This is a genomic window from Clostridium sp., assembly GCF_032552055.1.
Taxonomy (GTDB): Bacteria; Bacillota; Clostridia; order Clostridiales; family Clostridiaceae; genus Clostridium.
This window is the reverse complement of record NZ_JAWGSV010000074.1, coordinates 1-13086: the sequence shown is the minus strand read 5'-3', so window position 1 is coordinate 13086 and position 13086 is coordinate 1. Positions and strand designations below refer to the sequence as shown.

The 13086-nt window shown below is 28.5% G+C and carries 11 protein-coding genes, 1 pseudogene and 1 riboswitch; all 12 genes and pseudogenes read left to right on the top strand.

What is annotated here, in order from left to right:
- Positions 1-161 precede the first annotated feature (161 nt).
- Positions 162-1586 carry a 6-phospho-beta-glucosidase gene (locus tag E6248_RS07090; RefSeq protein WP_316340120.1) on the top strand — a complete coding sequence of 475 codons (1425 nt, stop codon included), beginning with the start codon at positions 162-164 and terminating at the stop codon, positions 1584-1586.
- A 158-nt stretch (positions 1587-1744) separates the two neighbouring features.
- The gene (locus tag E6248_RS07085) at positions 1745-2731 is read left to right on the top strand and encodes an aldo/keto reductase (RefSeq protein WP_316340119.1); all 987 of its coding nucleotides are present in this window, start codon (positions 1745-1747) and stop codon (positions 2729-2731) included.
- 174 nt (positions 2732-2905) lie between these two features.
- Positions 2906-3601 carry a glycosyltransferase family 2 protein gene (locus E6248_RS07080; RefSeq protein ID WP_316340118.1) on the top strand — a complete coding sequence of 232 codons (696 nt, stop codon included), beginning with the start codon at positions 2906-2908 and terminating at the stop codon, positions 3599-3601.
- A 178-nt stretch (positions 3602-3779) separates the two neighbouring features.
- Positions 3780-4127 (top strand): EamA family transporter, encoded by a 348-nt coding sequence (locus tag E6248_RS07075; RefSeq protein WP_316340117.1) that lies wholly within the window; start codon positions 3780-3782, stop codon positions 4125-4127.
- 11 nt (positions 4128-4138) lie between these two features.
- Positions 4139-5380 (top strand): glycosyltransferase family 39 protein, encoded by a 1242-nt coding sequence (locus E6248_RS07070; RefSeq protein ID WP_316340116.1) that lies wholly within the window; start codon positions 4139-4141, stop codon positions 5378-5380.
- A gap of 104 nt (positions 5381-5484) precedes the next feature.
- Positions 5485-6183, top strand: a complete 699-nt coding sequence (locus tag E6248_RS07065; protein WP_316340115.1) for a response regulator transcription factor — start codon at positions 5485-5487, stop codon at positions 6181-6183.
- Positions 6173-7540 carry a HAMP domain-containing sensor histidine kinase gene (locus E6248_RS07060; protein WP_316340114.1) on the top strand — a complete coding sequence of 456 codons (1368 nt, stop codon included), beginning with the start codon at positions 6173-6175 and terminating at the stop codon, positions 7538-7540. Before E6248_RS07065 ends, E6248_RS07060 begins: the two co-directional genes overlap by 11 nt.
- 432 nt (positions 7541-7972) lie before the next feature.
- A complete protein-coding gene (locus tag E6248_RS07055; protein ID WP_316340113.1) occupies positions 7973-9343 on the top strand; it encodes an MATE family efflux transporter in 1371 nt (456 codons plus the stop codon).
- A 33-nt stretch (positions 9344-9376) separates the two neighbouring features.
- The gene (locus E6248_RS07050; protein ID WP_316340112.1) at positions 9377-10123 is read left to right on the top strand and encodes a YoaK family protein; all 747 of its coding nucleotides are present in this window, start codon (positions 9377-9379) and stop codon (positions 10121-10123) included.
- A 53-nt stretch (positions 10124-10176) separates the two neighbouring features.
- Positions 10177-10278: riboswitch (purine riboswitch) on the top strand.
- A gap of 100 nt (positions 10279-10378) precedes the next feature.
- Positions 10379-11725, top strand: a complete 1347-nt coding sequence (locus E6248_RS07045; protein WP_316340111.1) for a nucleobase:cation symporter-2 family protein — start codon at positions 10379-10381, stop codon at positions 11723-11725.
- 249 nt (positions 11726-11974) lie between these two features.
- Entirely contained in the window at positions 11975-12862 is an 888-nt protein-coding gene (locus E6248_RS07040; protein ID WP_316340110.1) for a hypothetical protein, read from the top strand.
- Positions 12862-13086, top strand: a pseudogene (locus E6248_RS07035) (hypothetical protein); the annotation flags it as partial. The gene E6248_RS07040 and the pseudogene E6248_RS07035, both read left to right, overlap by 1 nt.

Below are 13086 nucleotides of genomic sequence, written 5' to 3'. Positions count from 1 at the left end.
AGCTAGACCTATTTGTATGTAAATACCTAACAGATGGTTGGGTCTATTTTATATACAAGTAGGTTTTTTTATTTAATTATACAAGTTGTAATAAAGTTTTTATATATTATTAAGTTAATTCATTAACTGTATTAATTTAATTTTAACAAGGAGGAAGAAAAATGGGATTTAGAGAAGATTTTTTATGGGGAGGAGCAACAGCTGCAAACCAATGTGAAGGCGGATATAATGAAGGGGGAAGAGGACTTGCAAATGTAGATGTAGTTCCTATCGGTAAAGATAGATTCCCTGTTATTGCCGGGGAAATGAAGATGTTTGATTTTGATGACGAACATTTCTATCCAGCAAAAGAAGCTATAGATATGTATCATACTTTTAAAGAAGATATTAAGCTATTTGCAGAAATGGGATTTAAGACTTATAGATGTTCAATTGCTTGGAGTAGAATTTTTCCTAAAGGAGATGAAGAAACTCCAAATGAAGAAGGATTAAAATATTATGAAGAGTTATTTAAGGAATGTAAGAAGTATGGAATTGAACCATTAGTTACAATAACTCACTTTGATTGTCCAATGCACTTAATTAAAACTTATGGTGCATGGAGAAGTAGAAAAATGATAGGTTTCTATGAGAACTTATGCAATGCCATATTCAATAGATATAAAGGTTTAGTTAAGTATTGGCTAACATTTAATGAAATTAATATGATACTTCATGCACCTTTTATGGGAGCAGGTATATGCTTTGAAGATGGTGAAAACAAAGAACAAGTTAAGTACCAAGCAGCTCACCATGAGTTAGTAGCAAGTGCCTTAGCTACTAAAATTGCTCATGAAGTTGATCCAAATATGATGGTTGGATGTATGCTTGCAGCTGGAGATACTTATCCATATACTTGTAAACCAGAAGATGTTTTAGAAGCTATGAATAAAAATAGAGAAAACTATTTCTTTATAGATGTTCAATCTAGAGGACAATACCCAGCTTATGCATTAAAGGAAATGGAAAGAAAGGGTATAAAAATAGATATAACTGAAGAAGATAAGGAACTATTAAAGAATAATACAGTAGACTTTATTTCCTTCTCGTATTATTCTTCAAGATGTGCAAGTGCTGATCCAGAAGTAAATAAGTTAACAGAAGGTAATATATTTGCATCTTTAAAAAATCCACATTTAAAGGCAAGTGAATGGGGATGGCAAATAGATCCATTAGGATTAAGAATCACATTAAATACTATATATGATAGATATCAAAAACCACTATTTATAGTGGAAAATGGTCTGGGAGCTGTTGATGTACCTGATGAAAATGGTTATGTAGAAGACGACTATAGAATTCAGTATTTAAAAGAGCATATCCAAGCTATGAAGGAAGCTGTTGATTTAGATGGAGTAGATTTACTTGGATATACTACATGGGGCTGTATAGATTTAGTTAGTGCTGGTACTGGTGAAATGAAAAAGCGTTATGGATTTATCTATGTAGATAGAGATAACGAAGGAAATGGAACTTTAAAGAGAACTAAGAAAAAGAGCTTTGACTGGTATAAGAAAGTTATAGCTTCAAATGGTGAAGAACTTTAATCAATAAAAAATGAGCAATTAGTGTATATAGTTAAATCTTCAAATCGATTCGATTCAGCTGAAGCTATATACACTTAAATTGCTTATTTTTTATTTTTAATTTATAACATTTGTTAAACTATGTATTGTTCAGAAATATATGAAATTAGGAGGTTGTAATGGAATATATTAAACTTGGAAGCTCAGATTTAAATGTTTCTAGAATTTGTCTTGGATGTATGGGGTTTGGAGATTCAAAACAAGGAATGCATTCATGGACTCTTGATGAGGAGAAGTCCTTTGAGATAATAAAAAGAGCACTTGAAGAAGGAATAAATTTCTTCGATACTGCAATTAGCTATCAGAGCGGTACTAGTGAGAAGTATCTTGGAAGAGCTTTAAAAAAATTAGTGAATCGTGAAGATGTTATAATTGCTACAAAATTTCCACCAAGAAATACAGCTGAAATAAAAAGCAATATTAGTGTAGAAGAGCATATTAATAATATGTTAAATAAGAGTTTATCGAATCTTGAAACTGATTATATAGACTTATATATTTGTCATATGTGGGACTACTCTTCAGGAATAGAAGAGGTATTAGAAGCGTTACACGAGCAAATTACTTTAGGAAAAATACGTTATATAGGAATATCAAATTGCTTTGCATGGCAACTAGAAAAAGCAAATTGTATAGCTGAGAAAAATGGATGGAGTAAATTTATTTCTATTCAAAATCACTATAATTTACTCTTTAGGGAAGAAGAACGAGAGATGGTACCTTGTTGTAAAGATGGTAACATAGCTATGACTCCATATAGTTCACTTGCTTCTGGTAGATTGATAAGAGACTGGTCAGAGAAAACTAAGAGACTTGAGGAAGATTCATTTGCCAAAGGTAAATATGACTTAACAGAAGAGCAAGATAAAATAATTATTGAACGTGTGGCTGAAATTGCAGAAAAGAAAAATATGACACGAATTCAAATAGCACTAGGGTGGTTACTTTCAAAAACTACATCTCCGATAGTTGGTGCAACAAAAATCTCCCATATTGAAGAAGCTATTAAAGCAATTCCTGTAAAATTAACAGAGGAAGAAATAGATTACTTAGAAGAGGCATATGTCCCTCACAAACTTGTTGGCATCATGGCTCAAAATAAATAGAGCTATAAGCTCCTAATATTAAAAGACTGTCGATAGTGATAGTCTTTTTGTTTTTCCACTTCATAAATTCTTCATAATTTCTTTAATACTTCTTGCGAATTTAAAAGCTAAATATTTAATTTTAAAATCTAGAATTAGATTATAGATAAGTAATTATACAAGGAGGTTAATAAAATGAAGACTTTAATTATTGTTCCAGCATATAACGAAGAAAAAAGTATTTATAACGTTGTTACTTCAATTAAATTTAATATACCATGGGCAGATGTTGTAGTTATAAACGATGGGTCAAAAGATAACACTTACTTGGAGGCTAAAAAGGCAGGTGCCAAGGTTATAAATTTAATTGAAAACTTAGGAATAGGGGGAGCAGTGCAAAGTGGATATATTTATGCCTTAAAGAAGGAATATGATATTGCTGTCCAAGTTGATGGTGATGGACAACATAATCCAGCAGATTTAAATTTGCTTTTAAGAGAAATTGAAAAAGGGAATACAGATATGGTTATTGGATCTAGATTTGTTGAAGAAACAGGATACAAAGCAAGTGTTTTTAGAAATATAGGTATAAAGTATTTTTCAAATTTAGTTTCTAAGTTATGTGGGAAAAGTTATTATGACACTACCTCTGGATATAGGCTAGTAAATAAAAAGGGAATAGAACTATTTTCTAGTTATTACCCAAAAGATTACCCAGAAGTTGAAACGATAGTTTATGCTTGCAAAAAGGGATTAAATGTTAAAGAAGTTAAGGTTAATATGAATGAAAGAGAAGCAGGAAAATCATCAATAACACCTATAAAAGCTATTTACTATATGGCAAAAGTAACAATGTCTACTTTAAATGTCGCCTTTCGAAGTATTTACTAACAAGAGAATAATTAAAATATGAAAATAGTGGGGGATACATTATGGTGTTTATATATATTATTTGCTTATTTTTTATGACATATATTATATATGAAATTATTGATATAAAAAGAAAAGTAATAAGATTAACACAAGAAAATGCGGTGCTTTGGGAATTTATTAAGGAGAATGATAATAAATGACATATGTATTAGTATTTACAAATATTATCTTATTACTATTAGGACAAATAATATGGAAGTTTGGAACAAAGACTATAGATTTCGAAATATCTTTAAAGGGTATATTTAATTTTATTTTTAATCCATATGTACTAGGTGGAGGAATTATATATGTACTAGCAAGCGTATTGTGGATTTATATTTTATCAAAGGAAGACTTAAGTAAGGTATATCCATTACAAAGTCTATGTTACATATTAGGTGTTATTGCAGGTGTATTTATATTTAATGAAAGTATTAATGCTTTTAAAATATTTGGGCTAGTACTTATAGTTGGTGGAGCATTTATTATTAGTTTGAGTTAGGGGATAGGGATATGTTTTCAATACGAAAAGAAGATAAAAAAATAAAAATTGCTTTATTATTAATTGAAGTAATGTTTGCTATTATTGCATTGGTCTATGTACTAAAATTAGGTGACTCTACACTTTTAGGAAGTTTAGAAAAGTTTGATAATGATGATGTTAAATATATTAGAAGTGCATGGAATTTTGCGTGCAATAAAATTATATCTTATGAGAGTGTAACAGAGCCTACAGTTTATATAATGCCTGGCTTAACAGTTGTACTTTCATGGTTCGTTAATCTATTTGGTAAGTTTGATGCAGTCATAGCATTTAGGGTATTTCAAGTAATTATTCAATGTGCATCCTTGTATATGGTGTTTCTTATAGGACGAAAGTTATTCAATAGTAAAGTTGCAATTATTGCTTGTTTAATTAATTCATTATATATTGTTGAGTACTATGTGCCAAGTTTAATTCTTATGGAAACTATCTTTAAGTTTTTATTACTTTTATTATTATATTTAAGTATATATGCAATTGAAAGAAAGAGCATGAGGTTATATGTACTTGCAGCTATAGTATGGAGTTTGGCATGTTTGTTTAGGCCTACAATTGCAGCATATCCAGCAATAATACTATTAATATGGATATTAAGAAAAGAGTATAAATTGAAGGATATGGTTAAATATGCTAGTATAGTTTTAGTGATATTCTGTATAATTATGGCACCTTGGTGGATAAGAAATTATAAGTTATTTAATACTTTTATACCTTTTACTGCATCTTCAGGAAATCCATTTTTACAAGGAACCTTCGTACATTATGATAAAAGTAATGGATTTGGAGTTCCTTATGAAAAGGGTGCCAATAGTATTGAAAGTAATGAAAATGAAATAAAAGCTGGAATAGAAAGATTAAAAATATATGGTAAGAAAGAACCAATTAAGTATATTTATTGGTACACACTGGGTAAGACATTTTATTTTTGGAGAGCACCATTTTACTGGCAAGGAATACTAGGCTTTGTGTTAGCGTTAGTGCAACATATTTTTATAATAGTATCCTCTATATTAGGATTAAGATTGTGTAATAAAAAGAAGCAATGGAACATCAATATAACTATGATTTTAGGAACAATAGTGCTTTTTAACTTAGTTTACTTACCATATTTTACATTTGAGAGGTATTCTTATCCTTTAATGTCCTTACTTTCTATTTTTTCAGGATACGCAATTAATAATTTGCTAGTTAAAAGAAAGAATTCAAAGTAATTAGAAATTCAACAATAAAGAAGGGCTGTAGCATAATGAAAAAGAATAATTATATTGAGATATCTAAAATACAGTTCTGATTAATTAAAGGAAGGTTGTTTGTTATGGAGTATAAGAAAACTATTTTAGTAGTTGATGATGAAAAAGATATAAGAGAAATAATAGAAATATATCTAATGAATGAAGGATATAATGTTATTTCTGCTTGTGATGGAATAGAAGCACTAGAAAAACTAAAAAAAGAAAATATAGATTTAATAATATTGGATATAATGATGCCAAAACTTGATGGGATTAGAACTTGTATTAAAATAAGGGAAGAGAAAAAGATGCCTATTATAATGCTATCAGCCAAAAGTGAAGATGCTGATAAAATATTAGGATTAAATATAGGGGCAGATGATTATATAATAAAGCCTTTTAACCCATTAGAATTAGTGGCAAGGGTAAAATCGCAATTAAGAAGAATTACTAGTTTTAGTGAGTCAAAAGAGATAAGCAGTGAAGAAATTTATATTGATGGATTAAGAATTAATAAAGCAAATAGAGGAGTTTATGTAGATGATAAATATGTAAGATTGACTCCTAGGGAATTTGATATTTTAGAAATGTTAGCTACAAATAGGGGAAGGGTATTAAGTACAGAACAAATATATCAAAAAGTATGGAACGAACCTTTTTATAATTCAGATAATACAGTAGCTGTACATATTAGAAATATAAGAGAAAAAATAGAGATTAATCCTAAGGAGCCAAAGTTTATAAAACTTGTATGGGGAGTTGGATATAAAATTGAAAAGTGATAGGAGAAAAAGGACATTTAAGAGAAGTTTAAAAAGAGAGTTTATGTTATTAAGTATAGTTAGTTTTCTTATAATTGCTATGGGAATTACCTATAGTGCTAGTATAGCAAAAGATAATTATACTGGAAATATTATTAATACCCTTAATAAATCTTATGTTGAAATAGAGAGATATGTTTATAGAAATGATAGTAATAGTGAGGAGTATTTAAAAAGAGTATGTGATTTAAACAATGTAAATGGAGCTATCATAGATGATGTTGGAAATATATATATGAAGTCTAAGGATGTATATGAAGACAAAATTGATGTTGATATGATAAAAGATATATTTACCAATAGATATACAGGTAGAAATTTATATCAAAAATATGATATAAGATTAGATAATGAGGAATATGACTTGTTATTATGGAAAGAGCAAGGTCGTAGTGAGGTGTTAATAGAAATGGTATTATATATTGCTATTAGCTTTATAGTTGCTATAGTAATTATATATATTTATTCATTTAGAAAGGTTAAATATATAGGAAAGTTAACAGAAGGAATAAATGAATTTTCATCTGGCAACTTAGATTATAGAATAATTGAGAATGGAAAAGATGAATTAGGATTTTTAGCAAAAGGGATGAATTCTATGGCTGAGAATTTAAAGAATAGTATAGAATTGGAGCGTAATCAAGAAAAGTTAAAGTCTGAATTAATTACAAATGTTTCTCATGATTTAAGAACACCATTAACATCTATAATAGGATATTTACAACTTATAGATAATGAAAAAACTATAGAAGATGATAGAAAAAGATATGCTAAAATTGCATTAAATAAGTCTTATAAGTTAAAAGAACTTATAGGAGATTTATTTGAATACTCTAAGCTACAATCAAACACAATAGCCATTAATAAATCAAATGTTAATATAATAGAAATTATAGAACAGAGCATTGGAGAATTATATATTGAGGCCATAAAAAGAAATATAACTTTTACTAAAAAGTATGATTATTCAAATCTAACCCTTAATGTAGATTCAATGAAAATAGGAAGAGTATTTGAAAATGTTTTATCAAACTCTATAAAATATGGATTAGAAAATAGTAGTGTATTTATAGGTATTAATGATAGCGTAGAAGAGGTAACAATAAGTGTTGAAAATGAGATAGAACAAGAAGCTTTAGAAGATGTTGATAAAATATTTAATAGATTTTATAGAGGAAATGAGTCAAGAAATTCACAGATTTCTGGATCAGGTCTTGGACTTGCAATAGCTAAAAGTATAGTAGATCTTCATAATGGAGATATTTATGCAGAATGTTATGAAAATCTATTTAAAATTTATGTTAAAATACCAAAGTAATTTATTAGATTTTAAATACAATAGATATCTATAGTATCAAAATATATAGGATATTAAAAAGACTAAGTTTATTTTAGGGGAAAATTACTAAAAGAAACTTAGTCTTTTCTCATTAATACTTATAAAGTAATACTTTTAAACTTGCAGAATGTTACCTTTGCGTGTTTTAAATTAATGTATTATGAAGAATTAAGCTCAAAACTATCTATAAGGTTTTAGAGTGTTTCATTGTGTAAGGAAGGATTATAGGAATTAAAAGATATATTAAAAATATTAATGGAGTAAAATATACATTTAAGAAAAATAAAGGATATAAAAATATGTTATAGACTATTGTATAAAAAAGTATTATCTTATATATTGGGAGTCTAGTTAATAAGATCATAAATGGTAATATCTAATAAGAAAATACAGATGATGCAGGAGGTTTACATGCAGGCTACATATTTAAAGAGCATTTTTGAAGATAAGAAATTTTTAAAAAAGACAATAGCTATTGGAATTCCTATTGCTGTGCAAGCGCTTTTGAATACAACTCTAAATCTTGTTGATACTATGATGATAGGAACTTTAGGGGAAAGCACTATAGCAGCAGTTGGACTTGCTAATAAGGTGTTTTTTGTTTTTACATTATTACTTTTTGGAATTGTAAGTGGTTCATCTATTTTAACAGCCCAATATTGGGGGAAGAGAGATGTTAAAAATATTAGAAGGGTTCTTGGAATATCATTAATCATTGGACTATCTGGAGCAGTTATTTTTATGCTTGCAGGATTATTTATTCCAAAGGCTGTTATGAGTATTTTTACGCCTAGTGAAGGAACTATTTCAATAGGAGCGTCTTATTTAGTAATTGTAGCTTTAAGTTATCCATTAACAGCGATTACAAACTGTTATATTTCACTTTTAAGAGCAACTAATCAAGTTAAAGCACCTGTTTTTATTAGTATAGTTTCTATTTTAGTTAATGTGGTATTAAACTATACACTTATCTATGGTAATTTTGGAGCTCCAAAGCTTGGAGTTCAAGGTGCAGCTATTGCTACAGTAATTGCAAGATTAGTTGAATGTCTTTCTATTTTAGCAGTTGTATATATTAGTAAAGGTCCTGCTGCAGCTAAAATTAAAGAATTAGTTACTTTTGACAAAGAATTTATAAAGAAATACTTTGTAACAGTATCTCCTGTAATAGCTAATGAGTTTATGTGGGGACTTGGAGTAACTATGTATTCATTAGTTTATGGAAGAATGGGAGATGAGGCTGTAGCAGCTATTACAATAACTCAAAATGTTGAGCAGATTTGTGTTGTTATATTCCAAGGGTTAAGTGCTGCAACAGCTGTTATATTAGGAAATGAGCTTGGAGCTAATAAAATAAAAGATGCAGAAAGACACTCAAAAAGCTTTTTTGTACTTCAATTTATGTTAACTATTGTAATGGGAATAGTATGTTTATTAATAAGAACACCATTAATTAATTTATTCTCAGTACCAGAAAATATAGCAATTGACATTACTAGATGTTTAACAGTATTTGTTTGCTATCTTCCTTTTAGAATGTTTAACTTAATTAATATAGTAGGAGTTTTAAGAAGTGGTGGAGATACAAAAGCATCCCTTTTACTAGATATAACAGGAGTATGGTGTGTTGGAATACCATTTGCATTTTTAGGTGGAATAGTACTTGGACTGCCAATATATTATGTTTATGCAATGATAACAATTGAAGAAGTATATAAATTTATTTTAGGGTTAAGAAGATATAAGCAAAAGAAATGGCTTAGAAATATAATTGAGGCTTAAATAGAAGCATATTTAGAGTAAGGGGGCCTTTAAATGAATGAAACTGTTACTAAGGAAGAAGAAGCATATAGGCAAGGGTTAATTAAATCCTTTAGGAATAAGGTGCCAAGTCATAAGATAACTTCAGAATCTTTAAGACTTGGAATAATTCTTGCAATAATTGGAGGATTCTTAGATGCGTACACATTTATAAGTAGAGGTGGAGTATTTGCTAATGCGGAAACTGGGAATATGGTTTTACTAGCATTAGGAATTACTAATGGAAATTATAAAAATGCATTAATGGCAGCTATACAAATATTATTTTTTATAATAGGAGTATTAGTTACTGAAGGAATTAGAGACCTTTCTATGAGAAGATATAAGGGGTATGAAAAAGCAGAAAAGTTAATATTAATTATTGAAGCTACTGTTTTATTTATAATTGGATTTATTCCAGAATCAGTCCCAGATATTTTTGTTACAAGCACTATAGCATTTGTGTCTTCAGTTCAAATTTCCTCCTTTAGAAGTTTAGTAGATTCACCTTATAGTACTACAATGTGTACTGGTAATTTAAGAACTGCATCACAGTCAGCATATTTAGCTATAGTAAAAAAAGATATAGAGGCATCTACTAGGGCAATAAGATATTCACTTATTATTTTAGCCTTTTTAATTGGAGCAGCAATTGGTGGGGGATTAACATTTTTTATAGGTGTAAAATCGGTATGGTTATGCTCTTTATTATTACTAGTATCTAAAATAGTTTATACTATTGATGAGAATAGATTTAAATAATAGAATTATATTTTATACAAATAATTTTTATTGAAATAATTTTAATGTTCGTGTATAATACTTTTAAAACGGCTCGTATATCATCGATAATATGGATCGAAAGTTTCTACCTGCTAACCGTAAATTTGCAGACTACGAGGGATTTGACTTAATTGTGTAACAGATTTATGTGATTTTAATTACTGTTTCTTTTTTGATTAAGACAAGCACCTCGATAGCGGGGTGTTTTTTATTTTACATAAACGGAGGAAAAAGATGAGTAATTTAAAATCAAATGATGGAATTAAACTAACTTATGGTGTAGATGATAATCCATCTTTATCTGAGAAAATTTTATTTGGAATTCAGCATATATTTGCTGCCTTTGGAGGAATTATAGTAGTACCTCTAGTTTTATCTAGTGCTTTAGGTTTTGACACTAAAACAAGCACCGCATTAATAAGTGCTTCAATTTTAGCAGCTGGTCTTGCAACGATAATTCAAGCGAGGGGAATTGGTAAAATTGGTTCAAAAGTTGCTTGTATAATGGGGACAGACTTTACTTTCGTTTCTCCTTCTATTACAGTTGGTTCCACTTTAGGCTTACCTGGAATAATTGGTGCAACTATATTAGGAGCAATTTTTGAAGTGGTTTTAAGCTTTTTTATAAAACCATTAATGAAGTTATTTCCACCATTAGTTACTGGAACAGTTGTATGTTTAATAGGATTAACTTTACTTCCAGTTTCAATAGATTGGGCAGCAGGTGGGGCTGGTTCAGCAGATTATGGTAGTATTAAAAATATTTCTATTGCAATGCTAGTTTTAATTGGAACTTTATTATTAAATAGATACGGTAAAGGAATGCTTAGTAGTGCTTCAATCCTAATTGGAATGGTAGTAGGATACATTGCTTGTATTCCATTAGGGTTAGTAGATTTTTCATCAGTAAGAGAAGCAAGTTGGATATCATTCCCTAAAATATTTGAATACGGAGTTACTTTTGATTTAAAGGCACTTTTAGCATTTATACCAGCTTATTTTGTAACTGCTATTGAAACTGTTGGATGCTTAAAAGCTGTTGGAGAAGTTTCAGAAGTAGAAATGGATGATAAACGTATTGGAGCAGGAGTTTTAGCTGATGGTGTAGGTTCTATGTTAGGAGGAGTTGTTGGTACATTACCAAATACTACTTTTAGCCAAAATGTTGGATTAATTCCATTAACTAAGGTTGCTAGTAAGCATGTTGCTGTAATGGCTGGTATAATATTAGTTTTATTAGGATTCTTACCTAAACTTGCTGCTATAGTAAATATTATTCCTCAACCAGTATTAGGTGGAGTTGGAATAGTTATGTTTGGTACAGTTGCAGCAGCAGGAATTAAAACATTAAGTAAGGTTAAAATAAATGAACGTAATTTATTAATAATTGCGACAGCTATTGGATTAGGTCTTGGAGTAACTTTCAGACCAGAATTTATTTCACAATTACCTGAAGGATTAAAAATGATATTTACATCAGGTATATCAACAGGTACTATTACTGCATTAGTTTTAAACCTTGTTCTTAAAGAAGAGAAAGAAGATTTAGTGCAAGAAGAAAATCTTGAAAAAACAGCTTAATATTACTGTTATAAATAGAAAAATTGAAGATTTAATAATGAAAAAATAAATAAGGAAGTAATTTAATATAAATTACAGAATTAAGTTTGTTTTAGGCTTTATCAAAGGAGTTTTTGATAAAGCCTATTTCTTTTGGGTGTAAAAGCAAAGTTTTTTGAGTATTGTATTATAGTAGGACAATAAAAATATTATGGTAAATTTATTCCAGTTATTTTATAATTTAATTATCAAGGCTTTGGGGGTGATAAAATGAGGGATATAAAAAAGTCTTTAAAAATTTCAATATTATTAATTATAATTTCACTTATTATTTCAATAGGGATAAAGTTTTCACTAAAGCTAGATAATCCAGTATTTTTAAAAAGTTATCTTGATGTAAATTATTATGAAAATGAAGATATGTATTCACTATCTGGATATAGTATAGAACTTAAATACATAACTAATAATGGAGATAAAAGTAAAGTGTTAGACATAGTTTTTGATAAAGCTCCTTATTTAGAGGTAATTGTAGGTGAAGATCAAAGCATAGGAATACCAGCTTTTTATAGCTATGAAAATAATAATATAGAGTCTTATGGACCTTATGATATTCATACAGTTTTTATAGATTTAAATATGTCTAGGAGGAATAAAAAGTTAGAAGAGGTTATTGAGCTAGATAAGGCAAAGGTATACTTTGATAATGGGAGAAGTATGGAGGTAGACTTAGGTAAAATAATTCTTAGTAAGTATAAGGAGAACGAAAGTCCTTTGGATTCTATTGGAATGAATGGGTCTAGTGATGGAAGCTCGCAAAGTATTTTTTATGTTGCAGATAATATTTTTGTATCAAAGGTATATTCTCCATTATTTGAATATAGTAGAGATCTATTTGAGTTTAATATTGATAAATTAGGATATTTAGAAGAGCAAGATGTTGTTTACAATAAATATGAGAATTTATATTTTACTTCTCAGTTTCACAATATAGAAGATCCTTCAAGGAAATTAAGTAGTTATGATATTAAACCTAACATATATTTTGAAGATAAAAATGGAAATGAGTACACGAAAAAGGTAAACAATATATCTTATAGCCCTAACTTTAATTTTAAAGATATTTATATTTATTTAAAAAGTCAAGGAGAATTGTAATGAGTAGAGGTTATAATAAAATATTCTGGGGAATCTTATTTACTTTGTTTAATATTAATATAGTTGGTATTAAGATATTACCAACTTTTGTAGCTCTATTAATAATATCCTCAGGTATTAAAATATTAATAGAAGAAAGTAGTGAAGAGTATTTTAAGAAAGCACTGATTTTTAATAATATTAGAGTTATAATTACAATTTTGTTATTTATTTTAGATTTTACT